The sequence below is a fragment of the Herbaspirillum sp. LeCh32-8 genome, from assembly GCF_017814915.1.
In the GTDB taxonomy this organism is placed as follows: domain Bacteria; phylum Pseudomonadota; class Gammaproteobacteria; order Burkholderiales; family Burkholderiaceae_D; genus Herbaspirillum.
The window spans coordinates 218,295-244,676 of record NZ_JAGIPZ010000006.1 but is presented as its reverse complement, the minus strand read 5'-3'; the positions used below and the strand labels follow the sequence as shown (position 1 = coordinate 244,676).

Below are 26,382 nucleotides of genomic sequence, written 5' to 3'. Positions count from 1 at the left end.
CGTCTCGACAGGACACGAAACACGTCGCTCCACCGCCTGCGTCGGCAAACGTCGATTTATCCCTTGGCATTCCGACGGACAGCGCGAGCGCAGATCCCTATTCTCAGGACGAAAAAAACGGCGCCGGAATTTCTTCCGGCGCCGTTCTGTCTTGCATGGCGCTTGCGGCGAGACGACCGATGTTCCGGTCGCCTCAGCGGACAACTCAAGCTTCGCTGTCGTTGCCGCCGATCGCTTCGGTCGAGGAGATTTCCTCGCCTTCGCCTTCCGGACGGGAGGCGCGTTCGGCTTCCAGCAGCGCTGCGCGCTCTTCGGCTTCCCACACGTCCTTTTCCTTGCGGGCGCGGTGGAACGCCAGGCCGGTACCGGCCGGGATCAGGCGGCCGACGATCACGTTTTCCTTCAGGCCGCGCAGGCCGTCCTTCTTGCCCATGATCGCAGCTTCGGTCAGCACGCGGGTGGTTTCCTGGAACGATGCGGCCGAGATGAACGAGTCGGTCGACAGCGATGCCTTGGTAATACCCAGCAGAACGTTCTCGTAAGTCGCCTGCAGCTTGCCTTCGGCGGCCACGCGATCGTTCTCGTCCAGCAGTTCCGAACGCTCGACCTGCTCACCGGTGATGTAGTTGGTGTCGCCCGGCTCCACCACCTGCACGCGGCGCAGCATCTGACGCACGATCACTTCGATGTGCTTGTCGTTGATCTTCACGCCCTGCAGACGGTACACGTCCTGCACTTCGTCGACGATGTAACGCGCCAGCGCTTCGATACCCAGCAGACGCAGGATGTCCTGCGGATCGGCCGGGCCGTCCACGATCATTTCGCCCTTGTTCACCACCTGGCCGTCGTGCACCAGCACTTGCTTGTCCTTGGTGATCAGGAACTCGTGCTTGGTGCCTTCCATGTCGGTGATTTCCAGGCGCTGCTTGCCCTTGGTCTCCTTGCCGAATGCCACGGTACCGGTGACTTCGGCCAGCATGCCGGCGTCCTTCGGCGAACGTGCTTCGAACAGTTCGGCCACGCGTGGCAGACCGCCGGTAATGTCACGGGTCTTCTGCGATTCGGTCGGGATACGCGCCAGCACTTCACCCACGTGAACTTGCTGACCGTCCTTGACGGTAATCAGCGCGCCGACCTGGAAGCCGATAGTCACCGAGTGTTCGGTGCCGGCGATCTTCACTTCTTCGCCGGCTTCGTTCAACAGCTTGACCTGCGGACGCAGCACCTTGGACGACGGACCACGACGCTTGGCGTCGATAACCACCAGGGTCGACAGACCGGTCACTTCGTCGATCTGCTTGGCCACGGTGGAGCCTTCTTCCACGTTCTCGAACTTCACGGTACCGGTGTACTCGGTGATGATCGGACGGGTCAGCGGGTCCCAGGTTGCCAGTGCGGTGCCGGCCTTGATCGCCAGACCATCCTTGACGATCAGGGTCGCACCGTACGGCACTTTGTGACGCTCGCGCTCACGGCCCAGGTCGTCGGTGATCAGCACTTCGCCGGAACGGGAAATGACGATCTGCTCGCCCTTGCCGTTGGTGACGTAACGCATCGTCGCGGTGAAGCGAACGGTGCCGTTCGACTTGGCTTCCACCGAGGAGGCCACTGCCGCACGCGATGCCGCGCCACCGATGTGGAAGGTACGCATGGTCAGCTGGGTACCCGGCTCACCGATCGACTGCGCTGCCACCACACCGACGGCTTCACCGGAGTTGACCAGCAGGCCGCGGCCCAGGTCGCGACCGTAGCACTTGGCGCACAGGCCGTAGCGGGTGTCGCAGGTCAGCGGGGTACGGACCTTCACCTCGTCGATGCCCAGACGTTCGATCTCTTCGACCTTGTCTTCGTCCATCAGGGTGCCGGCTTCGTACAGAGTCGCCTGGTCTTCCGGATTGACGATGTCGGTCGCGGCGACGCGGCCGAGGATACGGTCGCGCAGCGCTTCGATGACTTCACCGCCTTCGACCAGCGCCTTCATGGCCGCGCCGTTGGAGGTGCCGCAATCGTCTTCGATCACGACCAGATCCTGGGTCACGTCCACCAGACGACGGGTCAGGTAACCGGAGTTCGCAGTCTTCAGCGCGGTATCGGCCAGACCCTTACGGGCGCCGTGCGTCGAGATGAAGTACTGCAGAACGTTCAGACCTTCGCGGAAGTTCGCGGTAATCGGCGTTTCGATGATGGAGCCGTCAGGCTTGGCCATCAGGCCGCGCATACCGGCCAGCTGGCGAATCTGCGCTGCCGAACCACGGGCGCCGGAGTCGGCCATCATGTAAATCGCGTTGAACGATTCCTGAGTGGTCTTCTTGCCTTCGCGGGTGATGACGTCTTCTACCTTCAGCTGGTCCATCATGGCCTTGCCGACTTCGTCGCCGGCCTTGCCCCAGATGTCCACCACCTTGTTGTAGCGCTCGCCGGCGGTCACCAGACCGGAGGCGTACTGCTGCTCGATCTGCTTGACTTCCGATTCAGCAGCGGCGATCAGGGTGGCCTTTTGCGGCGGCACCAGCATGTCGTCCACGCAGATCGAGATGCCGGCGCGGGTCGCCAGGCGGAAGCCCGACTGCATCAGCTGGTCGGCGAACACCACGGTGGCGCGCAGACCGCACTTGCGGAAGGACGTGTTGATCAGCTTCGAGATTTCCTTCTTCTTCAGGGCGCGGTTCAGCACGGTGAACGGCAGGCCCTTCGGCAGGATCTCGGACAGGATCGCGCGGCCGACGGTGGTCTCGTAGCGCTTGATGGTCTTGACGAACTCACCGGTCGCCGGATCCTTCGGATGCTCGACGATACGCACGGTGATGCGGGTGGCCAGTTCGACTTCCTTGTTGTCGTACGCGCGGATGACTTCCGACACGTCCGGGAACATCATGCCTTCGTTCTTGCCGTTGATGGCTTCACGGGTCGCGTAGTACAGACCCAGCACAATATCCTGCGACGGCACGATCGACGGCTCGCCGTTGGACGGGAACAGGATGTTGTTGGAGGCCAGCATCAGGGTGCGGGCTTCCATCTGCGCTTCGATCGACAGCGGCACGTGGACGGCCATCTGGTCGCCGTCGAAGTCGGCGTTGAACGCCGCGCAAACCAGCGGGTGCAGCTGGATCGCCTTGCCTTCGATCAGCACCGGCTCGAACGCCTGGATGCCCAGACGGTGCAGGGTCGGCGCACGGTTCAGCATGACCGGATGCTCGCGGATGACTTCTTCCAGGATGTCCCAGACCACCGGCTCTTGCGCTTCCACCAGCTTCTTGGCCGCCTTGATGGTGGTCGACAGACCCATCAGCTCCAGCTTGTTGAAGATGAAGGGCTTGAACAGTTCCAGCGCCATCAGCTTGGGCAGACCGCACTGGTGCAGCTTCAGCTGCGGACCCACCACGATGACCGAACGGCCCGAGTAGTCGACGCGCTTGCCCAGCAGGTTTTGACGGAAACGGCCGCCCTTACCCTTGATCATTTCAGCCAGCGACTTCAGCGGACGCTTGTTGGCGCCGGTCATCGCCTTGCCGCGACGGCCGTTGTCCAGCAGCGAGTCAACCGCTTCCTGCAGCATGCGCTTTTCGTTGCGCGTGATGATTTCAGGCGCGCGCAGCTCCATCAGACGCTTCAGACGGTTGTTGCGGTTGATGACGCGGCGATACAGGTCGTTCAGGTCGGAGGTCGCGAAACGGCCGCCGTCCAGCGGCACCAGCGGACGCAGTTCCGGCGGCAGCACCGGCAGCACTTCCATGATCATCCAGTCGGGCTTGATGCCCGAGCGCTGGAACGCCTCCAGCACCTTCAGGCGCTTGGCGTACTTCTTGATCTTGGCTTCGGACTTGGATTCCTTCAGTTCCTGGCGCAGGGTCTCGGCGTCGCGGTCGATGTCGATCGAGCGCAGCAGTTCGCGGATACCTTCGGCGCCCATGAACGCGACGAAGTCGTCACCGTACTCTTCGTACTTGGCGGCGTAGTCGTCTTCGGACATGATCTGGCACTTCTTCAGCGGGGTCATGCCGGGATCGGTCACGACGTAGGCTTCGAAGTACAGCACGCGTTCGATGTCGCGCAGGGTCATGTCCAGCACCATGCCCAGACGGGAGGGCAGCGACTTCAGGAACCAGATGTGGGCGGTCGGCGAGGCCAGCTCGATGTGGCCCATGCGCTCACGACGCACCTTGGCCAGGGTCACTTCAACGCCGCACTTTTCGCAGATCACGCCGCGGTGCTTCAGGCGCTTGTACTTGCCGCACAGGCACTCGTAGTCCTTGATGGGGCCGAAGATCTTGGCGCAGAACAGACCGTCGCGCTCAGGCTTGAAGGTACGGTAGTTGATGGTTTCCGGCTTTTTGACTTCGCCGAAGGACCACGAGCGGATCTTGTCCGGCGAAGCCAGACCGATCTTGATCGCGTCGAATTGTTCGTTTTGCTGGACTTGCTTGAATAGATCGAGCAGTGCTTTCATGTATCACTCCAGTTGGCGTGAAAAAACTAAATTTACGTGTGGGCCGGTTCACCCTGCTGAACCCTGTTCGCACCGGCGGGAGAGCCTTGAAGACTTCTCGTCTTCTGGTTCCGCTCGGTACCGGGACAGACCTCCCCGGCCTAATGAATAACCGGCGTATATGCAACATTGCGATATAGCGCCGGCGACTCTACTGCTTTGACTTCTTGAATTCTTGTCTTCGCCGGCCGTTCAAAGCGCCGGCGGGGATGCACGGCGTGGCGCCATGCATCCCCTGTTACATCATTCGCGTTCCAGGTCGATGTCGATACCCAGCGAGCGGATTTCCTTCACCAGCACGTTGAAGGATTCCGGCATGCCGGCGTCGATCACGTGATCGCCCTTGACCAGGTTCTCGTAGACCTTGGTACGGCCGTTCACGTCGTCGGACTTCACGGTCAGCATTTCCTGCAGGACGTACGATGCGCCGTAAGCTTCCAGCGCCCAGACTTCCATTTCGCCGAAACGCTGGCCGCCGAACTGCGCCTTGCCGCCCAGCGGCTGCTGGGTCACCAGCGAGTACGGGCCGGTGGAGCGGGCGTGCATCTTGTCGTCGACCAGGTGGTGCAGCTTCAGGTAGTGCATGTAGCCGACTGTCACGGTGCGCTCGAAAGCTTCGCCGGTACGGCCGTCATACATGGTGACCTGGTTCTTCGACGGGGTCATGCCCAGCTGCTTGGCGATCGGATCCGGGTACGCCAGGTCCAGCATGCGGCGGGTTTCCTTTTCGTGCGCGCCGTCGAACACCGGAGTGGCGAACGGAACGCCCTTCTTCAGGTTGGCCACCAGCTCGACGATTTCCTCGTCGCTGAACTTGTCCAGCTCTTCCTTCTTGCCCGACTCGTTGTAGATGGTGGTCAGGAACTTGCGCAGTTCCGCGACCTTGGCTTGCGCCTGCACCATCTCGCCCAGACGCAGGCCCAGGCCCTTGGCTGCCCAGCCCAGGTGCACTTCCAGAACCTGACCGACGTTCATACGCGACGGCACGCCCAGCGGGTTCAGCACGATGTCGGCCGGAGTACCGTCGGCCATGTGCGGCATGTCTTCGATCGGCAGGATGCGGGAAACCACACCCTTGTTGCCGTGACGACCCGCCATCTTGTCGCCGGGCTGCAGGCGACGCTTCACGGCCAGGTAGACCTTGACCATCTTCTGCACGCCAGGCGGCAGTTCGTCGCCCTGGGTCAGCTTCTTGCGCTTCTCTTCGAAGGCCAGGTCGAACTGGTGACGCTTCTCGGCGATCGATTCCTTGATCGCTTCGAGCGCGTTGGCCATGTCGTCGTCGGCCGGACGGATGTCGAACCAGTGGTACTTGTCCAGATCGTCCAGGTAAGCCTTGTCCAGCTTGGTGCCCTTGACCAGCTTCTTCGGGCCGCCGTTGGCGACCTTGCCGATCAGCAGACGCTCCAGACGCTGGAAGGCGTCGCCTTCCACGATACGCAGCTGGTCGTTCAGGTCCAGGCGATAGCGCTTGAGTTCATCGTCGATGATCTGCTGGGCGCGCTTGTCGCGCTGGATGCCTTCGCGGGTGAACACCTGCACGTCGATGACGGTGCCGACCATGCCCGAAGGCACGCGCAGCGAGGTGTCCTTCACGTCGGAAGCCTTCTCGCCGAAGATCGCGCGCAGCAGCTTCTCTTCCGGAGTCAGCTGGGTCTCGCCCTTCGGGGTGACCTTACCGACCAGGGTATCGCCTGCTTCGACTTCGGCGCCGATGTAGGTGATGCCGGACTCGTCCAGGCGAGCCAGTTGGTTCTCGGCCAGGTTGGAGATGTCGCGGGTGATTTCTTCCGCGCCCAGCTTGGTGTCACGCGCCACGACCGACAGTTCCTCGATGTGGATCGAGGTGTAGCGGTCATCGGCAACAACCTTCTCGGAGATCAGGATCGAGTCTTCGAAGTTGTAGCCGTTCCACGGCATGAAGGCCACCAGCATGTTCTGACCCAGCGCCAGTTCGCCCAGGTCGGTCGATGCGCCGTCGGCGATCACGTCGTGCTTGGCGACGCGGTCGCCCACCTTCACGATCGGACGCTGGTTGATGTTGGTGTTCTGGTTGGAACGGGTGTACTTGATCAGGTTGTAGATGTCCACGCCGACTTCGCCGGCTTGCGCCTCGTCGTCGTTCACGCGGATCACCACACGACCGGCGTCGACGTAGTCGACCACGCCGCCGCGCAGGGCCTGCACGGTGGTGCCCGAGTCAACCGCCACGGTGCGCTCGATGCCGGTGCCGACCAGCGGCTTTTCCGGACGCAGGCAAGGCACGGCCTGACGTTGCATGTTGGCGCCCATCAGCGCGCGGTTCGCGTCATCGTGCTCCAGGAACGGAATCAGCGAGGCTGCCACCGACACCACCTGACCCGGGGCCACGTCCATGTACTGCACGCGCTCAGGCGAGACCAGGATGGTTTCGCCGGCTTCACGCGCAGACACCAGTTCGTCGGACAGCTTGCCGGAACCGTCGATGGTCGCGTTCGCCTGGGCGATCACGTAGCGACCTTCTTCGATGGCCGACAGGTAGTCGATCTGGTTGGTCACCTGGCTACCTTCGACCTTGCGGTATGGGGTTTCCAGGAAGCCGTATTCGTTCAGGCGTGCGTACAGCGCCAGCGAGTTGATCAGGCCGATGTTCGGGCCTTCAGGCGTTTCGATCGGGCACACGCGGCCGTAGTGGGTCGGGTGCACGTCACGGACTTCAAAGCCTGCGCGTTCGCGGGTCAAACCGCCAGGGCCCAGAGCGGAAACACGACGCTTGTGCGTGATTTCCGACAGCGGGTTGGTTTGGTCCATGAACTGCGACAGCTGCGAGGAACCGAAGAACTCACGAATCGCGGCCGAGATCGGCTTGGAGTTGATCAGGTCGTGCGGCATCAGGTTGTCCGCCTCGGCTTGGCCCAGGCGTTCCTTGACGGCGCGCTCCACGCGCACCAGGCCGGCGCGGAACTGGTTTTCGGCCAGCTCGCCCACGCAACGCACGCGGCGGTTGCCCAGGTGGTCGATGTCGTCGACTTCGCCGCGGCCATTGCGCAGCTCAACCAGAATCTTGATGACTGCCAGGATGTCTTCATCCGACAGGGTCATCTTGCCGGTCAGCTCGTCGCGGCCGACGCGACGGTTGAACTTCATGCGGCCCACGGCCGACAGGTCGTAACGGTCTTCGCTGTAGAACAGGCCGTTGAACAGCGCTTCCACCGATTCTTCGGTCGGCGGTTCGCCAGGACGCATCATGCGATAGATCGCCACGCGCGCGGCGGTCTTGTCGGCGGTGTCGTCGGTGCGCAGGGTGGTCGAGATGTAGCCGCCCTGGTCCAGGTCGTTGGTGTACAGGGTCTGGATCGAAGCGATGTTCGATTCGCGCAGCTTGGCCAGCAGTTCTTCGGTCAGCTCGTCGTTGGCGCTGGCAATGACTTCGCCGGTGTCAGGATCGACGATGTTCTTGGCCAGCACGCGGCCCAGCAGGTAGTCCTCGGGAACCGAGATGTGCTTGATGCCGGCGGCTTCGATGTCGCGCACGTGCTTGGCGTTGATGCGCTTGTCCTTGGCGACCATCACCTTGCCCGACTTGTCGGTGATATCGAAACGCGCGACTTCACCGCGCAGGCGCTCGGAGACGAACTCCATGTCGGCGCCTTCGGCGTGCAGGTTGAAGTTGTCGAAGACGAAGAAGTTCGCCAGGATCTGCTCGGACGTCATGCCGATGGCCTTGAGCAGGATCGTGACCGGCATCTTGCGACGGCGGTCGACGCGGAAGAACAGGATGTCCTTCGGGTCAAATTCAAAGTCCAGCCAGGAGCCGCGGTAAGGAATGATGCGTGCCGAGAATAGCAGCTTGCCCGACGAGTGCGTCTTGCCGCGGTCGTGTTCGAAGAACACGCCCGGCGAACGGTGCAGCTGGGACACGATCACACGCTCGGTGCCGTTGATCACGAACGAGCCGGTGGTGGTCATCAGGGGCAGTTCGCCCATGTAGACTTCCTGCTCCTTCATTTCCTTGACGACCGGCTTGGTCGGCGATTCACGATCCAGGATCACCAGACGCACCTTGGCGCGCAGCGGCGAAGCGAAGGTCAGACCGCGCTGTTGGCATTCCTTGACGTCGAACGGAGGAGCGCCCAGCACATAGGAGAGGAACTCGAGGCGCGCAAAACCGTTGTGCGACACGATGGGGAAAATCGAGGTGAAAGCCGATTGCAGGCCTTCGTTCTTGCGCTCCGACGCGGTACGCTCGGGTTGCAGGAAATTCTGGTACGACTCGATCTGAGTCGCGAGCAGGAACGGAACGTTGTGGACGTTTGCGCGTTTCGCGAAGGATTTGCGAATGCGCTTCTTCTCAGTAAATGAGTAGTGCATGGACACTCCGTGAGTGACAGGAAGGATAGAGAGTTCAAGATTCGATCAAACCGCGCGGCCTGCGGGGGGACATGCAGACCCGGAAAACCGGCAACTCAAATCTTCAAGTTTCTACCCTAGTTTTTTGCTTCGTTCGCGCTTAATATTCCGAGCATTGCGGGCGGGGAAAGATTGCAGCGCACAAACGACGTACAAAAATAAGAAACGACAAAGGAGCCAAAGCCGAATCCCTTTTTCAAGGGATTCTGCACTTTGACTCCGGAGTAATAAACTAGCCTTTGGAAGGCAAGAGAATTACTTCAGTTCGGCCTTGGCGCCAGCTTCTTCCAGCTTCTTCTTGGCAGCTTCGGCGTCAGCCTTGGCAACACCTTCCTTCAGCGGCTTCGGTGCACCGTCGACCAGATCCTTGGCTTCCTTCAGGCCCAGACCGGTGATTTCACGCACGGCCTTGATGACGCCGACCTTGTTGGCGCCGACTTCAGCCAGAACCACGGTGAATTCGGTCTGTTCTTCAGCAGCGGCAGCACCACCACCAGCAGCGCCACCGGCGGCCGGAGCGGCCATAGCGGCAGCGGAAACACCAAACTTCTCTTCGAATGCCTTGACCAGGTCATTCAGTTCCATCACGGACAGCGCGCCAACGGCTTCCAGGATGTCTTCTTTGCTAATTGCCATTTGAAACTCCTAAATTTATTTCGGTAATAACATCAGATTGGTAGTGACGCGGAACGTCGAAACTGCAGAGCTGGCCGCCCATGGCGGCCGTGCATCATGCGGCTTCGGCTTCCTTCTTGGCTGCCAGAGCAGCCAAGGCGCGAGCAAAGCCCGACACGGGAGCCTGCATCATGCCCAGAACCTGGGCCAGCAGAACTTCGCGGGACGGGATGTTTGCCAACGCAGCAACAGCAGCCTTATCCAGCTGCTTGCCTGCGAAGTTACCTGCCTTCACAACCAGCTTGTCGTTGGTCTTGGCAAAGTCGGACACGACTTTGGCAGCGGCCACGGCGTCTTCCGAGATCGAGTAGATCAGCGGACCGGTCAGTTGCGAGGCGAGGTCGGCAAACTGGGTGCCTTCAACAGCGCGACGAGCCAGCGTGTTTTTCAACACGCGCAGGTACACGCCTTGGGCACGCGCTTGTGCGCGCAGTTGCGTCAAGGAACCAACCTGGATGCCACGGTATTCGGCCACGACGATAGTTTGCGCGGTTGCAACTTTCGCGGAAACTTCGGCGACAACGGCCTTCTTGTCATTCAGATTGAGACTCAAGATCAACCTCCAAAAATAGTGCTCGGCGACGACACAGGCGAAGATGCCTGCTTGCCTTACACCGGTTCGAACACGGCGTCCGAGGTTTAGGAGTTCATTGCAGCATAGAGCAAAGCTCGATTCGCTGCCTGAGACTACAAAACTTGTTCGGGTTCACCATCTGCGTTGGGTCGATTGCATTTGCATGCGCTCTGTTTAACTTCTCCCGGCGTTGTTGCTGCCGATGTCCGCCCAACGGTCTTTGATTGCCTGCAGCGATCAGCTTCAACCGCTACAGCCCAAAGATGCGCCCCGCGCTCCAACCGGAGTGCGGGGACTTGATTCCTTCTTAGCCAGCCAGGGAAGCCTGGTCGACACGCACGCCGGCACCCATGGTGGACGACAGTGCGATCTTGCGCAGGTAGATACCCTTGCTCGAAGCCGGCTTGGCCTTGTTCAGGGCGTCGATCAGGGCCAGCAGGTTGGCCTTCAGATCGGCATCGGAGAACGACTTGCGGCCGATGGTAGCGTGGATGATGCCCGACTTGTCGGTACGGTACTGAACCTGACCAGCCTTGGCGTTCTTGACGGCGGTAGCGACGTCCGGGGTCACGGTGCCGACCTTCGGGTTCGGCATCAGGCCGCGGGGACCCAGGATCTGACCCAGGGTACCGACGATACGCATGGTGTCCGGCGAAGCGATCACGATGTCGAACGGCATGTCGCCGGCCTTCACGCGCTCTGCCAGATCTTCCATGCCGACCACGTCGGCGCCGGCTGCCTTGGCAGCCTCAGCCTTGTCGCCGGAGGCGAACACGGCCACGCGAACGGTCTTGCCGGTACCAGCCGGCAGCACCACGGAGCCACGGACCACTTGGTCGGACTTCTTGGCGTCCACGCCCAATTGCACCGAGACGTCGATCGACTCGTTGAACTTGGCAGTGGCGAATTCCTTGATCAGGGAAACGGCGTTGTCGAACGGATAGGCCTTGGTACGATCGACCTTTTCCTTCAATGCCTTCATGCGCTTGGATACCTTAGCCATTACAGACCCTCCACCGTGATGCCCATCGAACGTGCGGAACCAGCGATGGTGCGCACTGCAGCTTCCAGATCAGCAGCGGTCAGGTCCGGCTTCTTCTGGGTTGCGATCTCTTCCGCTTGCTTGCGGGTGATCTTGCCGACCTTGTCGGTATGCGGCTTGGCGGAACCCTTCTGGATGCCGGCGGCCTTCTTGATCAGGATCGTTGCCGGCGGGGTCTTCATCACGAAGGTGAAGGACTTGTCGGCGAAAGCGGTGATCACGACGGGAATCGGCAAACCCGGTTCAACACCTTGAGTCTGGGCGTTGAAGGCCTTGCAGAATTCCATGATGTTCAGACCGCGCTGACCCAGCGCAGGACCGATCGGGGGGGACGGGTTGGCCTTACCAGCTGGCACTTGCAGCTTGATAAAACCGATGATTTTCTTTGCCATGACGGCTCCTGTATTGATTGAGTTTTAGCGCCGGTTCATTCGTCTTGCGACTCTTTACTTTGGCTCCTCGGCTTGCCGGATTGAGCGAACGGGGATACCCGTCCGATGCGCTCCTGCGGGCGCTGATTCTGTACAGAGAAAGCGGGATTCCGGGAAAGGGATCAGACTTTTTCCAGCTGGCCGAACTCGAGTTCGACCGGGGTGGCGCGACCGAAGATGGTGACCGAAACGCGCACACGCGATTTTTCGTAGTTCACTTCTTCGACGTTGCCGTTGAAATCGGTGAACGGGCCTTCCTTGATGCGCACCATTTCGCCGACTTCGTAGAGCACCTTCGGACGCGGCTTTTCAACGCCTTCCTGCATCTGGCGCACCAGCGCATCCACTTCGTGCTGCGGCAGCGGCGTCGGACGATTCGACTTGCCGCCGATGAAACCGGTCACCTTGCTGGTGTTCTTCACCAGGTGCCAGGTTTCGTCGGTCATTTCCATCTCGACCAGGACGTAGCCCGGGAAGAAACGACGCTCGGTCACCGACTTGTGACCGTTTTTCATATCCACGACTTCTTCGGTCGGCACCAGGATCTGGCCGAACTGGTCCTGCATGCCTGCACGCGTGATGCGCTCGGTCAGCGCACGCTGAACGCTCTTTTCCATGCCGGAATACGCATGCACCACGTACCAGCGCTTTTTTCCGGCGCCTGAAACGCTTTGCGCACCAATCGGTGCGCTGTCTTGTGTGCTATCGCTCATGTTATTTCCAGCCCAAAATTACGTCGTACAACAAGAACTCGAGCAACTTGTCCGTGCCCCACAGGAAGATCGCCATGATCAGCACGAATGCGAACACCACCGCGGTGATCTGCATCGCTTCCTTGCGGGTGGGCCAGACGACCTTCTTGGTTTCGCGCACGGACTCCTTGGCGAAACCGACAAAGCCGCGGCCTTGTGCAGAGGTCCAGGCAAATGCCACAGCCACCAGCAGACCTGCGACCAGGGCGGCGGCGCGCACCGGGGTCGCTTGATCAGACAACACAAAAAAACCGACCACGCCTGCGACGACAGCCACGATTGCCAGGGCAATCTTGATCTTGTCGTTGGAGGTGTTGACGGTTTGGACTGGCTGGTTAGACATTGCTTACTTTCTGTACCCTGCACCAGATTCGGTGGCAGGGGCGGAGGGCCTCGAACCCCCAACCTTCGGTTTTGGAGACCGACGCTCTGCCAATTGAGCTACGCCCCTACAAAAACTCGCGATTGAGACACGAATGCCGCGATACGAAATTCGCACCGCGGCAAGGTGTTTTGCTGCTTGATCTTAGTCGAAGATCTTGGCGACGACGCCGGCGCCGACGGTACGACCGCCTTCACGGATAGCGAAACGCAGACCTTCTTCCATAGCGATCGGGTTGATCAGCTTCACGGTGATCGACACGTTGTCGCCCGGCATGACCATTTCCTTGCCTTCCGGCAGTTCGATCGCGCCAGTCACGTCAGTCGTACGGAAGTAGAACTGCGGACGGTAGTTGTTGAAGAACGGGGTGTGACGGCCGCCTTCGTCCTTCGACAGAACATAGATCTCGCCGGTGAAGTGCTTGTGCGGCTTGATCGAACCCGGCTTGGCCAGAACCTGACCACGCTGGACGTCTTCACGCTTGGTGCCGCGCAGCAGCACGCCAACGTTGTCGCCTGCTTGACCTTGGTCCAGCAGCTTGCGGAACATTTCCACGCCGGTGCAGGTGGTCTTCTGGGTGTCAGCGATACCGACGATTTCGATTTCTTCGCCGACCTTGATCACGCCGCGTTCAACGCGACCGGTCACCACGGTGCCGCGACCCGAGATCGAGAACACGTCTTCCACCGGCATCAGGAAGGTACCGTCAACAGCACGTTCCGGGGTCGGGATGTAGGTGTCCAGCGCTTCGGCCAGGGCCATGATCGCTTGCTCGCCCAGGGGACCGGTGTCGCCTTCCAGCGCCAGCTTGGCCGAACCCTTCACGATGGGCAGGTCGTCACCAGGGAACTCGTACTTCGACAGCAGTTCACGGACTTCCATTTCCACCAGTTCCAGCAGCTCAGCGTCGTCCACCATGTCAGCCTTGTTCAGGAAGACGATGATGTAAGGAACGCCAACCTGACGCGACAGCAGGATGTGTTCGCGGGTCTGGGGCATCGGGCCGTCAGCGGCCGAGCACACCAAGATCGCGCCGTCCATCTGCGCTGCGCCGGTGATCATGTTCTTGACGTAGTCGGCGTGGCCGGGGCAGTCAACGTGGGCGTAGTGACGGTTTGCGGTTTCGTATTCGACGTGCGCGGTGTTGATGGTGATGCCGCGAGCCTTTTCTTCAGGCGCTGCGTCGATCTGGTCGTAGGCCTTCGCTTCGCCGCCGAACTTCTTCGACAGAACGGTTGCGATTGCTGCGGTCAGCGTGGTCTTGCCATGGTCAACGTGGCCGATCGTGCCAACGTTCACGTGCGGCTTGGTCCGCTCAAACTTGCCTTTTGCCATTTTAGACTCCTAAATTTGATGAGAATGTCCAGGCAACACGCCCGACCGATTGCTGACCTGCTATAGCGTACGACTCAAAACTGGTGCCCTTGACGTGGATTGAACACGTGGCCTCTCCCTTACCAAGGGAGTGCTCTACCACTGAGCTACAAGGGCATTTTGTCGATTGCACAACAACCAAACATGCAACCGAACCAAAACTTGGAGCGGGTGAAGGGAATCGAACCCTCGTCTTAAGCTTGGAAGGCTTCAGCTCTACCATTGAGCTACACCCGCGAGGACCAACTTTCACTTCACATCCGCCGCGACTTTTTGTCGCGAACTTCTTTTTACTTCCCGGCCTTATGGTGGAGAGGGCTGGATTCGAACCAGCGTACTCGTAAGAGGGCAGATTTACAGTCTGCTGCCATTAACCACTCGGCCACCTCTCCTCGCAGGGAACTCAAAACTATAGAGGAACATCTTTTGGTTGTCAACTAAAAACAAGCAATTAAGCAAATATTTTTAGCGAAGGCCCGAGAGTTGCTCTCAGGAACGAACCGCGACGTTTTTTCGAATCTTCAGGCTTTTGTTGTCTGCGACTCAACCGGCTTTTCATTCCAGGGCGCAATTCTAGGCAACATCAGCATTCCAGGCAAGGCCAGAACGAAGCAAATGATAAAAAAATTTAACCAGCCTGTTTCCGCCACGATATATCCGACCGAAGAATTGACGAAAGTCCGGGGCACCGCCATCAAACTAGTGAACAGCGCAAACTGGGTCGCCGTGTAGCGCGGATCGGTCTCGCGCATGATGTAGGCCACGAATGCGGTGGTCCCCAGCCCCACGCCGAAGGCCTCCACGCCGATCACCGCGGCCAGCACCGGCAGGCTGGCGCCGACATGGGCCAGCCAGGCAAAGCCCAGGATCGGAATCGCCTGCAGCACGCCGAACACCCACAAGCCGCGATTGATGCCCAGCTTCACCATCCAGATGCCGCCGAGGATGCCGCCGGCCACGCTGGCCCACAGGCTGGTGGTCTTGGAGACCACGCCGATCTCGGTCATCGAAAAGCCGAGGTCGATATAGAACTTGGTGGCCAGCGCAGTAGCCATGCTGTCGCCCAGCTTGTAGAGGAAGATGAAGCCCAGCACCCACAGCGCATTGCGCCAGCCGCCGCGCGCGATGAATTCGCGGAACGGCAGCACCACCGCCTCGGACAGGTTCTTGGGCGGCGCGCCGTAGACCTTGGGCTCCGTCACCAACAGCGAGCACAGCAGGCCCGGCAGCATGAAGGCGGCGGTGATCCAGAACACGCTGGTCCACGGCATCTGGTCGGCCAGCACCAGCGACAGCGCGCCCGGCACCATGCCGGACAGCTTATAGGCGTTGACGTGGATGGCGCTGCCCAGACCCAATTCTTCGTCCGGCAGGATCTCGCGCCGATAGGCGTCGATGGCGATGTCCTGGCTGGCCGAAAGGAAGGCCACCACCGACGCCATGAATGCGATGGCGCCGACTTCGGTCTGCGGATCGAGCATGCCCATGGCGCCGATGCCGAGAAACAGCAGCAGCTGCGTGAAGAACATCCAGCCGCGCCGGCGCCCCATACGGCCGAAATGGAAGCGATCCATCAGCGGCGACCAGACGAACTTCCAGGTGTAAGGGAACATCACCAGCGCGAACAGGCCGAGCGTCTTCACGTTCAGGCCCGACTTGGCCAGCCAGGCCTGCAGCAGCGACAGCAGGATGAACAAAGGCAGGCCGGAAGTGAAACCGAGGAATACGCAGATCAGCATGCGCCGGTTGAGGTATTGACGCCAGGAAGCGGCGGGTGCGGTCATGGGCGAAACCGAATCAGAAGAAGAAAAGAAAAACGCCGGTGGCCGGCGGACATGCCGCGGTCGAACCGGCGTTCGGGGATAGGCAGGGAGGGCGAGAAGATGGCCGGCGGGCTTACTTCTTGCGCAGCCTGAACACCGCCAGGCTGCCACGCCAGTTGGACAGATAACGCACCGGCTTGCCGTCCTTGAGCGCCACGCATTCCAGCACCTCCAGCCCGACCTCGTTGGCCAGCGCCTCGAAATCCCTGATCGTGGCGCAGCGCAGGTTCGGCGTATCATACCATTGGTAAGGCAGCGATTTGGACACCGGCATGCGCCCGCGCAAGAGCGCCACACGGTGCGGCCAGTACGCGAAGTTGGGGAAGGAAACCGTGGCCTCGCGCCCCACCCGCGCGATCTCGCGCAAGGTGCCCTCGACGTCCTTGACCATCTGCAGCGCCGACAGGCACAACACCGTGTCGAAGGCGTTGTCCTCGAACATGGCGAGCCCGCCGTTCAAGTCCTGCTGGATCACCGACACGTTGCGCGCCACGCACTTGGGGATCTGGTCGTCGTCGATCTCCACGCCATATCCTGCGCACTGCTTGTCGCTCTGCAGGTAGTCCAGCATCACGCCGTCGCCGCAGCCCAGGTCCAGCACATTGGATTGCTCGCGCACCCAGTGCGCGATGAACGCCAGGTCCGGGCGCAACAGGCTCAGTTCATTGAAAGTCATGCGCGGCCCTCCTGCCCCAATTCACTCCAGATGCTTGCGTAGTACTCGCGCACCACTTTCATGTAACGCGCGTCCTCCAGCAAGAAGGCATCGTGCCCGTGCGGGGCGTCGATTTCCGCATAGCTGACGCGGCGCTTGTTGGCCACCAACGCCTGCACCATCTCGCGGCTGCGCTCCGGCGAAAAGCGCCAGTCGGTGGTGAATGACACCAGCAGAAACTTGGCGCGCGTACGCTCCAGCGCCTTGACCAGGTCGCCGCCGAACTCGCGCGCCGGATCGAAGTAATCGAGCGCCTTGGTGATCAGCAGGTAGGTGTTGGCGTCGAAGTAGGTGGAGAACTTGTCGCCCTGATAGCGCAGGTAGGACTCGATCTCGAAGTCGATGCCGTAGCCGAACTGATAGCTGCCCGAGCGCAGGTCGCGACCGAATTTCTCGGCCATGTCGTCGTCCGAGAGATAGGTGATGTGGCCCACCATGCGCGCCACGCGCAAGCCGTTCTTGGGCACCACGCCATGCGCGTAGAAATCGCCGCCGTGATATTGCGGATCGGTCAGGATAGCCTGGCGCGCGACGTCGTTGAAGGCGATGTTCTGCGCCGACAGTTTGGGCGTGGAGGCAATCACCAGGCAATGGCGCAGGCGGCCCGGATACATGATGCTCCAGGCCAGCGCCTGCATGCCGCCCAGCGAGCCGCCCATCACCGCGGCGAATTGCGTGATGCCGAGGCGGTCGGCCAGGCGCGCCTGGGCGTTGACCCAGTCCTCCACCGTGACGACCGGGAAGTCGGCGCCGTAAGGCTTGCCAGTGGCCGGATTGGCGTGCATCGGCCCGGTCGAGCCGAAACAGGAGCCGAGGTTGTTGACGCCGATGACGAAGAACTTGTTGGTGTCCAGCGACTTGCCGGGTCCGACCATGTTGTCCCACCAGCCGACGTTGTCGGGCTGGTCGGCATAGACGCCGGCCACGTGATGCGAGGCATTGAGCGCATGGCACACCAGTACGGCATTGGACTTGTCGGCATTGAGCGTGCCGTAGGTTTCATAGGTCAGCGAATAGTCGGCCAGCTGCGCGCCTCCCTGCAAGGGGAGCGGCTCGGCGAATTGCATGACCTGGGGTGATACGATTCCGATCGACATGATTGTTCTGCTTGAGTGGCAAGGCGTCCATCGTTGCAAGGGCTGTGAAGCCTGCAACGGGCGTGGACGATCGCTTCGCGTCGAGCGAAGGTTGGCCACCTGCTGATCGGGCAACAAAAAAGCCCGGAAGCATTGCTTGCGGGCTCGTCTCGAGGTCTTGGGGAGGAACAGCTGACTCCAAGCTCGCTTTAGCCGCATTTAGATGGGAGCAATCTCCCGGCGCCCGCAAGCTGAGGTTGGTCAAACCGTTCAAATCGGCGCAGTGACGTAAGAATACCCAAGTCGGACACCTCCGTCAAACCCGCGCGCAATAAGCCTTCCGGGCCTGCATGAATGCGCAAGGCCGCCCATGGGCGGCCTTGTCTTGCAGCAGACGCAGCGACCGGGCGACGCGCGCGTTCAGCGACGTCGCGCCACTTTGGCTTCGCGCACCTCCGGCTCGGCCGCCAGCGCCTGCAATTGCGCCATGGCCGCACTGATCGCCGCCGGCTCGCTGGCGCGCAGCACCTTCTTCACTTGGGGCTCCAACAGTCGCAGGTCGCTGTTGAGGATTTCGTTCTTCACCGACAGGATCTGGGAAGGATGCATGGAGAACTCCAGCAGGCCCATCCCCAGCAGCAGGCGCGTCCACTTCAGGTCACCCGCCATTTCGCCGCACACCGAGACCGGAATGCCGGCCTTGCGGCCCTGCGAGATCACGGTCGATAGCAGATACAGCACCGCCGGATGCAGCGGGTCGTACAAGTGCGCCACTTCGTGGTCGACGCGGTCGATGGCCAGCGTGTACTGGATCAGGTCGTTGGTGCCGATGGAGAGGAAATCCAGGCGCTTGATGAACAAGGGCAAGGCCAGCGCGGCCGCCGGGATCTCGATCATGGCGCCGACCGGGATCTCTTCGTCGAACTTCTGCTTGCGCTCGCGCAGCTGCTGCTTGGCCTGCTCGATGATACCCAGCGTCTGGTCGATCTCGAAGGCGTGCGCCATCATCGGCACCAGCAGCTTGATCGGCCCGAAATGCGAGGCGCGCAGAATGGCGCGCAACTGGGTCAGGAACATCTGCGGCTCGGACAGGCAGTAGCGGATCGCGCGCAAGCCCAGCGCCGGGTTCAGCGCGGTTTCTTCGTCCTCGTCCAGCGGCTTGTCGGCGCCCACATCCAGCGTGCGGATGGTGACCGGCCGGCCCTTCATGGCGATCACCGCCTGCTTGTAGGACTCGAACTGCTCGTCCTCGGACGGGAATTTCTCCAGATGGCCCGCGCGCCCCATGAACAGGAATTCGGAACGGAACAGGCCGATCCCCATGGCGCCCGCCTCCCAGGCGGTGGTAGCGTCGGCCGGCAATTCGATGTTGGCCAGGAGCGTAATCAGCTCGCCGTCCTGGGTCAGGGCCGGCGTCTTCTTCAGGCGCGACAGTTTCTTGCGCTCGCGCAGCAGGCGCTCCTGGCGCGCGCGGTATTGCGCCAGCACCAGCGGCGACGGGTCGACAATCACCACGCCGGCGTCGCCGTCGATGATCAAGAGGTCGTCGTGCTTCACCAGCACCGAGGCGTTGTGCATGCCGACCGCCGCCGGGATATCCAGGCTGCGGGCAACGATGGCGGTATGGGAGTTGGGGCCGCCGAGGTCGGTGACGAAGCCGGCGAAGGCGCTGTCACGGAACTGCAACATGTCGGCCGGGGAGATGTCGTGCGCCACCACGATGATATTGGCGGCGGCCTCGCCGGTCGGCGGAAGATGGATGGCGCTGCCGGTGAGCACCTTGAGGATGCGTTCGCCGACCTGCTGGATGTCGGCCTTGCGCTCGCGCAGGTAGGGATCCTCGATCTCGTCGAACTGGGCCGAGAGCTCCTCGATCTGCGTCACCAGCGCCCACTCGGCGTTGTAGTAGCGATGGCGGATGATGTTGAGCGGCACTTCCGAGAGCATCGGATCCGACAGGATCAGCGAATGCACGTCGATGAAGGCGCCCAGCTCGGCCGGCGCGTCCTTGGGAAGATCGGAGCGGATCGTGTGCAGCTCTTCGTGCACCGCCTTGATGGCGCTTTTCAAGCGCTCGATCTCGGCCTCGACCTGCTCGTCGGCGATCAGGTAATGTTTGACGTCCAAGGCGGCCGGCGCCATCAAGTGCGCACGTCCGATGGCGATGCCTTGCGACACCGCGATTCCATGTAAGCTAAAAGAAGCCATCGCGTTATCTCCTGCCTGATTTTTATATTCCGCCGTGAATTCCGGTCGCGGTAGCTGAGAGCAAGTTACCGAACAAATGACGGTTTGGCAATCGCGGCAGGCGCGCGGCAACGGGGAACATGCGAACGAGGAGCTTGTGTGAAAAACCGTATCGGCCGAGGCAGGCGCAGGTCACGCCCGGCCACGGCAGCCAACGCGTCGCAAGAAGCGTTCCAGCGAGGGAATATGCTGCAGCGCAACGCCGCAGCAACAACCGCAAACGCTTACTGGCCTTCTCCGAATTTATCGGCGATCAGCGCTTCCAGCGCGGCGAAGCATTCCTGCTCATCCTCGCCGTTGGTTTCCAGCATGACCATGCTGCCCTTGCCGGCGGCCAGCATCATCACGCCCATGATGGACTTGGCGTTGACGCGGCGCTTGTTGAAGGTCATCCAGACTTCGCTCTTGAACTTGCCGGCGAGCTGTGTGAATTTGGCGGAGGCGCGCGCATGCAGGCCGAGCTTGTTGACGATCTCTAGTTCTTTTTGAATCATTTTTCAGCTTTCGTTTTTTATGTCTTCTTGCCCGGCGCCAGGTGGCCGATGTGCTCAGGCCGAGGCCGCCACGCGGATGCGATTGTCGATGCGCACCGCGCCGTTCTGTCCGCCGGCCAGCGCCATCTCGACCACCACGTCCAGCGTGTCGTTGCGATAGGTCAGCGCGCGCAGCAGCATCGGCAGGCTGATGCCGGCGATGACCGAGACGTTCTCCAGCCCGCACAGGAAGCCCGTACAGTTGGACGGCGTGCCGCCCATGACGTCGGTGATCACCAGCACGCCGCTGCCGTCATCGAGGCGCTTGACGGCTTCGATGGCCAGTTTTTGCACATCCGCCGGATTCTGGTCGGCGATCACGTCGATCGCTTCAATCCGTTCGGGCCGGCCGCGAAAGACGTGGGTCGCGGCATCCAGAAAAGCTTGCCCCAGCGGGGCGTGCGTCAAAAGAAGAATACCAACCATGAAATTGTTGCCATCTGATGCGACGCGCTTTTCCCCGAGCAGCCCGTCATGCTCCACCGAACCCATTTATGCGCCTGCACCCACGACCGCCTCGAGCGCGTCGACGAACATCGCCGCCACATCGAAACCGGTCTGCTGGGTAATTTCCTGGAAGCAGGTCGGGCTGGTCACATTGATCTCCGTGAGATAGTCGCCGATCGCATCCAATCCTACCAGCAACAATCCACGCTCATACAGCACGGGCGCAAGCGCCTGGCCGATTTCCAGGTCGCGTTCCGAGGCAGGTTGTGCCTTACCCAGACCGCCTGCGGCCAGGTTGCCGCGCACTTCATTGCCCTGCGGAATGCGTGCCAGCACATTGGGCACCACCTTGCCGCCGATCAACAGGATGCGCTTGTCGCCGGCGCTGATCTGAGGAATGAAACGCTGCGCCATGATCGTGCGTTGACCGTTGTCGGTCAGCGTCTCGATGATGGAGCCCAGGTTCATGCCGTCGGCCTTGACGCGGAAGATGCCCATGCCGCCCATGCCGTCGAGCGGCTTCAGGATCACGTCCTGGTGCTCGGCATGGAAGGCGCGCAGGCGCTTGTCGTCGCGCGTCACCAGCGTGGGCGCGGTGTATTGCGGGAACTGGGCGATCGCCAGCTTTTCGTTGTGACTGCGAATTGCCGCCGGCTTGTTGTACACCCGCGCGCCCTGCTTTTCGGCCAGCTCCAGGAGGTAGGTCGTGTAGATGTACTCCATGTCGAACGGCGGATCCTTGCGCACGATCACGGCGTCGAATTCCGACAGGAAACTGGCCACCGGCTTGTCGGCCCGATACCAGTCGTCGGCGTCGCCGGTCAGCGTCACCTTGAAGGCATTGGCCGTCACCAGCCCGCTCTCCAGCACCAGGTCGGCCTGCTCGAAGGCGTAGATCGCATGGCCGCGGCGGGCGGCCTCGCGCATCATGGCGAAGGTGGAATCCTTGTACGTCTTGAACGTATCGAGCGGATCGGCGAGAAAAGCAATTTTCATGGGGCTGGGTCCTGTTGAGCCTGGCGGGCTCGAGATTAATATACTTCCGGATTGGGGTCGGTCTTTTCCATTTCCAGCGATGCCGCCAGCAACGCCAGGCGCGCGACCACACCGTACATGTAGAAGCGGTTGGGCGCGGCGGTGCCGGGCTTGGCCAGCATGTCCGGCAGCGCGTGCTGCTGGGCAAAGGCCAGCGGCACGAAGTGCGCGCCGGGCGCGTTCAGGTTTTCGTTGACGTCGCGGTCGGCATGCACGCGGTAGAAGCCGCCCACCACATAGCGGTCGATCATGTAGACCACCGGCTCGGCCACGGCCTCATTGATGCGCTCGAAGGAGTGCACGCCTTCTTGCACGATCACTTCCGACACTTCCAAGCCTTCCTTGCCGGCGACCATCTTGGTGCGCTGCTTGCGGTTGAGGTCCTTGATCTCGCTGGCGTCCTTGACCGTCATGATGCCCATGCCGTAGGTGCCGGCATTGGCCTTGATGAAGACAAATGGCTGCTCCTTGATGCCGTATTCTTTGTACTTCTTGCGGATCTTCGACAGCAACGAAGAGACACTGTCAGCCAGCGCGTCGGTGCCGGTGCTTTCTTGGAAATCGATCTCGCCGACCTTGGTGAACATGGGGTTGAGCATCCACGGATCGACTTCGACCATCTTGGCGAATTTCTTGACCACCTCATCGTAGGCGGCGAAGTGGTTGCTCTTGCGGCGCAGCGCCCAGCCGGCATGCAGCGGCGGCAGCACGCTTTGCTCGTGCAGGCCTTCCAGCACCGACGGCACGCCGATGGACAGGTCGTTGTTGAGCAGCACGGTACAGGGGTCGAAGTTCTTCAGGCCCAGGCGACGGCCGTTGGCCGAACGCTCCAGCGGCTCCAGCGTGATGCTGGTGCCGTCCGGCAGTTCGATGTCCTTGGGCTTGGTGACGCCGGGCTGCAACGTACCGAGACGCACGTTCAGGCCGGTCTGGCGGAAGATTTGCATCAACCGACCGATGTTTTGCAGGTAGAAGGTGTTGCCGGTGTGGTTTTCCGGGATCAGCAGCAAGTTGCGCGCATCCGGGCAATATTTCTCGATGGCCGCCATCGCCGCCTGCACCGCCAGCGGCAGCATCTCGGGCGAGAGGTTGTTGAAGCCGCCCGGGAACATGTTGGTGTCGACCGGGGCCAGCTTGAAACCGGCGTTGCGCAGGTCGACCGAGCAATAGAACGGCGGCGTGTGTTCCTGCCACTCCATGCGGAACCAGCGTTCGATGGCCGGCGTGGCGCCCAGGATTTTCTTCTCCAGCTCCAGCAGGGGACCATTCAGAGCGGTGACAAGATGCGGGACCATAAAAAGACCTTAACGATATATAAATGCCGGCAGCGAACGATGATTTTAGCGGATTCCTGAAATCGTGTTGCAACGCGCAAGAGCGCGGCAGCCGCTTGCGTGGAATCGTTTACCCGCTCCGCTTCGCTGCATGACCGGAGCCTTGGCTATGTAGATGGCGGCTGCGCAGGCTTTTTAAAGAGCCCGACTTAAATGGTCGGGAATTATTTATTTTCCACCGAGAAATTGGCGCAAATGAAACAGCCATAAAAAAAGCGCCCCGCAGGGCGCTTTTGAAAGGGACCGTCGCCGGCCCCGAAGGAATAAGACTCTGTTGCAGGCGGATCAGTGGTAGGCCGATTCGCCGTGGCTGGAGATATCCAGGCCTTCGCGCTCTTCTTCTTCGGTCACACGCAGGCCGAGAACCACGTCGACGATCTTGAAGGCGATGAAGGAAACCACGCCCGACAGCACCACGGTGGTCAGCACGCCTTCGAACTGCACCCACACCTGGCCGGCGATGGAGTAGTCCGGAGCGACGGCGTTGGCCACGTAGTCGTAGATGCCGGTGCCGCCCAGGCTGGGAGCCGCAAACACACCGGTCAGGAGGGCGCCCAGGATGCCGCCCACGCCGTGCACGCCGAACACGTCCAACGCATCGTCGGCGCCCAGCAGCTTCTTCAGGCCGGTCACGCCCCACAGGCACAGCAGGCCGCCGATCAGGCCCATGACCACCGAACCGATCGGGCCGACGAAGCCGGCAGCCGGAGTGATGACCACCAGGCCGGCCACGGCGCCGGAAGCAGCGCCCAGCATCGAGGGCTTGCCCTTGCCGATCCACTCGCCGAAGCTCCACGACAGCACGGCGGCTGCGGTTGCCAGGATGGTGTTGACGAAGGCCAGAGCGGCGCCGCCGTTGGCTTCCAGGCCGGAACCTGCGTTGAAACCGAACCAGCCGAACCACAGCAGCGAAGCGCCGACCATGGTCAGGGTCAGGCTATGCGGCTTGAAAGCTTCCTTGCCGTAACCGACGCGCTTGCCGATCACATACGCACCCACCAGGCCGGCAACAGCGGCGTTGATGTGCACCACGGTGCCGCCGGCGTAATCCAGCGCGCCCTTCTGGAACAGCCAGCCCGCGATCGCGGTTGCCTTTTCAGCAGCGGCAGCGTCGGTGAAGGCGTCCGGACCCGGCCAGAACCAGACCATGTGGGCCATCGGCAGGTAGGAGAAGGTGAACCAGATGATGGAGAACAGGATCACGGCCGAGAACTTCACGCGCTCGGCGAAGGCGCCGATGATCAGCGACACGGTGATGGCTGCGAACGCGCCCTGGAAGGCCACGAACACCAGCTCCGGAATCACCACGCCCTTGCTGAAGGTGGCGGTGTTGGAGTCGCCGGTCAGGCCGTGCAGGAACAGGCGATCAAAGCCGCCGAAGAATGCTCCGCCCTCGGTGAACGCGATGCTGTAGCCGTACACGAACCACAGGATGTAGATCAGCGAGAAGATCATGAAGCACTGCATCAGCACCGACAGCATGTTCTTGCTGCGGACCAGGCCGCCGTAGAACAGGCCCAGGCCGGGCAGGGTCATCAGGATCACGAATGCGGTACACACCAGCATCCAGGCGGTGTCGCCCTTGTTGGGGACGGGCGCCGGCGCAGCTGCAGCGGCAGCCGGTGCCGCAGGTGCGGCGGCGGCCGGGGCAGCGGCCTCAGCCTTGGGGGCTTCGACGGCGGCGGGTGCTGCTGCGGTAGCCGCGGCAGCTTCAGGCTTGGGCGCGTCCTGCGCCTGGGCCGGGGCGGTAAAACCAACCGCCAACAGCAGGGCGCCCATGGCGACGGCGCCGGAAAACAGTTTCTTCATGCTCATTAGAATTCCCCTTTTTTACAGAGCGTCTTTGCCGGTTTCGCCGGTACGGATACGAATCACGTCCAGCAGATCCTGGACGAAAATCTTGCCGTCGCCGATCTTGCCGGTGCGGGCGGCCGTCTCGATGGCCTCCAGCGCGCGTTCGACGATGGCGTCGTCAACCGCCGCTTCGATCTTGGTCTTGGGCAGGAAGTCGACCACATACTCGGCGCCGCGATACAGCTCGGTGTGGCCCTTCTGGCGGCCGAAGCCCTTGACTTCGGTCACGGTAATGCCCTGCACGCCGATCGCCGAGAGGGCTTCACGCACCTCGTCGAGCTTGAACGGTTTGATGATCGCTGTGATCAGTTTCATACGAACCTCTTGTTAGAAAGTTTTGCTGAGGGAGACGACGAAGCCCTTCTTGCCGACGTTCTTGGAGCCATCGGAAGTCGGCGTCACGTTCACGCCGTTCTTCAGGTCGGTGCCGACGTAAGCCACACCCAGCGTAATGCCGGCGACTTCGTCGAAGGTCTTGGACAGGCCGACCTTCCAGTCGGTGTAGCTGTATTGGCTGTTGGACACGCCGTTGGGAGCGCCCTTGACGGTCTGGTGACCCACGTGCAGGCCCAGGATCACGCCGTAGAAGGTGTCGATGTTGGCGCCCAGGTCGTAGTACTGGCTGTTCTTGCTGTCGACGGTGCCGAAGAGGTTGGTCAGCGCGTGCGAATACTTGAAGTAGGCCGGGCCGTAGCCGATCTGGCCGTACAGCTCGAAGGTATTGGCATTCTTGGCACCGCTGTTGGCCAGGGTGTTGCCCGGGTAGTAGTAATACAGGCCGCCGACGTCATAGGTGAAACCGCCGCCGATGTCGCCGCGCTTGCCGCCGTAGATGTCCCACTCGACGTCGCCCTTGGTGCTGGTATTGGTGTTGGTGCCGGCGTCTTTGATCCACTTGATGTTGGTCAGCCAGGTGCCTGCGTACAGGCCGGTCGGGTTGTGCGTGTAATCAGCGCCAACTTGCAGGGCCGGATCGAAGCGGGTCTGGGTCAGGCCGCGGTAGCGATAGTCGCTCACGACAGCGGCGTTGAAGCTGAATTCGTTATCCGGCTTGGCGTCTTCCGCACGGGCCACGGTAGAAACGAACGATGCTGCGATGGCTGTTGCAAGAATCAGTTTCTTCATGACTTTCCCTCTGGTTTGTTGTTGAACAATAAAAGTCTTTTTTTGTGTTTTGCCCAAACCATGTAGCAGGAGCCGTGCCAAGTCCGTT

Annotated in this window: 20 protein-coding genes and 4 tRNA genes; all 24 read right to left on the bottom strand. The window is 61.3% G+C overall.

The features are described from left to right. Positions 1-205: 205 nt before the first annotated feature. Positions 206-4,447, bottom strand: coding sequence for a DNA-directed RNA polymerase subunit beta' (gene rpoC, locus J8I26_RS13275; protein ID WP_209607574.1), 4,242 nt, complete (start codon positions 4,445-4,447; stop codon positions 206-208). 282 nt (positions 4,448-4,729) lie between these two features. After that, on the bottom strand, positions 4,730-8,836 hold the full coding sequence (gene rpoB / locus J8I26_RS13270; protein ID WP_209607573.1) for a DNA-directed RNA polymerase subunit beta: 4,107 nt from the start codon (positions 8,834-8,836) through the stop codon (positions 4,730-4,732). A gap of 294 nt (positions 8,837-9,130) precedes the next feature. Then, positions 9,131-9,511, bottom strand: coding sequence for a 50S ribosomal protein L7/L12 (gene rplL / locus J8I26_RS13265; protein ID WP_209607572.1), 381 nt, complete (start codon positions 9,509-9,511; stop codon positions 9,131-9,133). A gap of 94 nt (positions 9,512-9,605) precedes the next feature. Beyond that, a complete protein-coding gene (rplJ, locus tag J8I26_RS13260) occupies positions 9,606-10,103 on the bottom strand; it encodes a 50S ribosomal protein L10 (protein ID WP_209607571.1) in 498 nt (165 codons plus the stop codon). A gap of 328 nt (positions 10,104-10,431) precedes the next feature. Further along, entirely contained in the window at positions 10,432-11,127 is a 696-nt protein-coding gene (rplA, locus tag J8I26_RS13255; RefSeq protein WP_209607570.1) for a 50S ribosomal protein L1, read from the bottom strand. Next, positions 11,127-11,558 (bottom strand): 50S ribosomal protein L11, encoded by a 432-nt coding sequence (gene rplK / locus J8I26_RS13250; RefSeq protein ID WP_007875265.1) that lies wholly within the window; start codon positions 11,556-11,558, stop codon positions 11,127-11,129. Before rplK ends, rplA begins: the two co-directional genes overlap by 1 nt. Positions 11,559-11,719: 161 nt before the next feature. Next, positions 11,720-12,310 (bottom strand): transcription termination/antitermination protein NusG, encoded by a 591-nt coding sequence (nusG, locus tag J8I26_RS13245; RefSeq protein WP_079217290.1) that lies wholly within the window; start codon positions 12,308-12,310, stop codon positions 11,720-11,722. Between the two features lies 1 nt (position 12,311). Continuing rightward, the gene (gene secE / locus J8I26_RS13240) at positions 12,312-12,692 is read right to left on the bottom strand and encodes a preprotein translocase subunit SecE (protein WP_209607569.1); all 381 of its coding nucleotides are present in this window, start codon (positions 12,690-12,692) and stop codon (positions 12,312-12,314) included. 32 nt (positions 12,693-12,724) lie between these two features. Next, positions 12,725-12,800, bottom strand: a tRNA-Trp gene (locus J8I26_RS13235). A gap of 75 nt (positions 12,801-12,875) precedes the next feature. Then, complete coding sequence (tuf, locus tag J8I26_RS13230) at positions 12,876-14,066, bottom strand: elongation factor Tu (RefSeq protein ID WP_209607568.1); 1,191 nt, start codon at positions 14,064-14,066, stop codon at positions 12,876-12,878. A gap of 81 nt (positions 14,067-14,147) precedes the next feature. Continuing rightward, a tRNA-Thr gene (locus tag J8I26_RS13225) sits at positions 14,148-14,222 on the bottom strand. 46 nt (positions 14,223-14,268) lie between these two features. Then, a tRNA-Gly gene (locus J8I26_RS13220) sits at positions 14,269-14,342 on the bottom strand. Positions 14,343-14,411: 69 nt separating this feature from the next. Continuing rightward, positions 14,412-14,497 (bottom strand) — tRNA-Tyr (locus J8I26_RS13215). Between the two features lie 129 nt (positions 14,498-14,626). Continuing rightward, positions 14,627-15,889 carry an AmpG family muropeptide MFS transporter gene (locus J8I26_RS13210; protein WP_209607567.1) on the bottom strand — a complete coding sequence of 421 codons (1,263 nt, stop codon included), beginning with the start codon at positions 15,887-15,889 and terminating at the stop codon, positions 14,627-14,629. Between the two features lie 112 nt (positions 15,890-16,001). Continuing rightward, a complete protein-coding gene (metW, locus tag J8I26_RS13205) occupies positions 16,002-16,604 on the bottom strand; it encodes a methionine biosynthesis protein MetW (RefSeq protein WP_209607566.1) in 603 nt (200 codons plus the stop codon). Beyond that, a complete protein-coding gene (locus J8I26_RS13200; RefSeq protein ID WP_209607565.1) occupies positions 16,601-17,740 on the bottom strand; it encodes a homoserine O-acetyltransferase in 1,140 nt (379 codons plus the stop codon). Before J8I26_RS13200 ends, metW begins: the two co-directional genes overlap by 4 nt. Before the next feature lie 399 nt (positions 17,741-18,139). After that, entirely contained in the window at positions 18,140-19,927 is a 1,788-nt protein-coding gene (gene ptsP / locus J8I26_RS13195) for a phosphoenolpyruvate--protein phosphotransferase (protein ID WP_209607564.1), read from the bottom strand. 263 nt (positions 19,928-20,190) lie between these two features. Then, entirely contained in the window at positions 20,191-20,460 is a 270-nt protein-coding gene (locus J8I26_RS13190; RefSeq protein WP_209607563.1) for an HPr family phosphocarrier protein, read from the bottom strand. 54 nt (positions 20,461-20,514) lie between these two features. Continuing rightward, positions 20,515-20,925, bottom strand: coding sequence for a PTS fructose transporter subunit IIA (locus J8I26_RS13185; protein WP_175354926.1), 411 nt, complete (start codon positions 20,923-20,925; stop codon positions 20,515-20,517). A 66-nt stretch (positions 20,926-20,991) separates the two neighbouring features. Then, positions 20,992-21,942: a glutathione synthase gene (gshB, locus tag J8I26_RS13180; RefSeq protein ID WP_209607562.1), complete on the bottom strand. Its 951-nt coding sequence runs from the start codon at positions 21,940-21,942 to the stop codon at positions 20,992-20,994. Positions 21,943-21,977: 35 nt separating this feature from the next. After that, positions 21,978-23,276 (bottom strand): glutamate--cysteine ligase, encoded by a 1,299-nt coding sequence (gshA, locus tag J8I26_RS13175; RefSeq protein ID WP_209607561.1) that lies wholly within the window; start codon positions 23,274-23,276, stop codon positions 21,978-21,980. A gap of 324 nt (positions 23,277-23,600) precedes the next feature. Further along, complete coding sequence (amt, locus tag J8I26_RS13170) at positions 23,601-25,130, bottom strand: ammonium transporter (protein ID WP_209607560.1); 1,530 nt, start codon at positions 25,128-25,130, stop codon at positions 23,601-23,603. A 15-nt stretch (positions 25,131-25,145) separates the two neighbouring features. Next, complete coding sequence (locus J8I26_RS13165; protein WP_006713297.1) at positions 25,146-25,484, bottom strand: P-II family nitrogen regulator; 339 nt, start codon at positions 25,482-25,484, stop codon at positions 25,146-25,148. A gap of 12 nt (positions 25,485-25,496) precedes the next feature. Further along, positions 25,497-26,294, bottom strand: a complete 798-nt coding sequence (locus tag J8I26_RS13160) for a TorF family putative porin (protein ID WP_209607559.1) — start codon at positions 26,292-26,294, stop codon at positions 25,497-25,499. Positions 26,295-26,382: the final 88 nt, after the last annotated feature.

Coding starts and splice junctions, on each gene's coding strand:
- rpoC (WP_209607574.1), bottom strand. CDS start 4,447: ATGAAAGCACTGCTCGATCTATTCAAGCAAGTCCAGCAAAACGAACAA.
- rplL (WP_209607572.1), bottom strand. CDS start 9,511: ATGGCAATTAGCAAAGAAGACATCCTGGAAGCCGTTGGCGCGCTGTCC.
- metW (WP_209607566.1), bottom strand. CDS start 16,604: ATGACTTTCAATGAACTGAGCCTGTTGCGCCCGGACCTGGCGTTCATC.
- nusG (WP_079217290.1), bottom strand. CDS start 12,310: ATGAGCGATAGCACACAAGACAGCGCACCGATTGGTGCGCAAAGCGTT.
- ptsP (WP_209607564.1), bottom strand. CDS start 19,927: ATGGCTTCTTTTAGCTTACATGGAATCGCGGTGTCGCAAGGCATCGCC.
- tuf (WP_209607568.1), bottom strand. CDS start 14,066: ATGGCAAAAGGCAAGTTTGAGCGGACCAAGCCGCACGTGAACGTTGGC.
- J8I26_RS13190 (WP_209607563.1), bottom strand. CDS start 20,460: ATGATTCAAAAAGAACTAGAGATCGTCAACAAGCTCGGCCTGCATGCG.
- J8I26_RS13185 (WP_175354926.1), bottom strand. CDS start 20,925: ATGGTTGGTATTCTTCTTTTGACGCACGCCCCGCTGGGGCAAGCTTTT.
- rplK (WP_007875265.1), bottom strand. CDS start 11,558: ATGGCAAAGAAAATCATCGGTTTTATCAAGCTGCAAGTGCCAGCTGGT.
- J8I26_RS13165 (WP_006713297.1), bottom strand. CDS start 25,484: ATGAAACTGATCACAGCGATCATCAAACCGTTCAAGCTCGACGAGGTG.
- gshB (WP_209607562.1), bottom strand. CDS start 21,942: ATGAAAATTGCTTTTCTCGCCGATCCGCTCGATACGTTCAAGACGTAC.
- J8I26_RS13210 (WP_209607567.1), bottom strand. CDS start 15,889: ATGACCGCACCCGCCGCTTCCTGGCGTCAATACCTCAACCGGCGCATG.
- J8I26_RS13200 (WP_209607565.1), bottom strand. CDS start 17,740: ATGTCGATCGGAATCGTATCACCCCAGGTCATGCAATTCGCCGAGCCG.
- amt (WP_209607560.1), bottom strand. CDS start 25,130: ATGAGCATGAAGAAACTGTTTTCCGGCGCCGTCGCCATGGGCGCCCTG.
- rpoB (WP_209607573.1), bottom strand. CDS start 8,836: ATGCACTACTCATTTACTGAGAAGAAGCGCATTCGCAAATCCTTCGCG.
- gshA (WP_209607561.1), bottom strand. CDS start 23,276: ATGGTCCCGCATCTTGTCACCGCTCTGAATGGTCCCCTGCTGGAGCTG.
- secE (WP_209607569.1), bottom strand. CDS start 12,692: ATGTCTAACCAGCCAGTCCAAACCGTCAACACCTCCAACGACAAGATC.
- rplA (WP_209607570.1), bottom strand. CDS start 11,127: ATGGCTAAGGTATCCAAGCGCATGAAGGCATTGAAGGAAAAGGTCGAT.
- J8I26_RS13160 (WP_209607559.1), bottom strand. CDS start 26,294: ATGAAGAAACTGATTCTTGCAACAGCCATCGCAGCATCGTTCGTTTCT.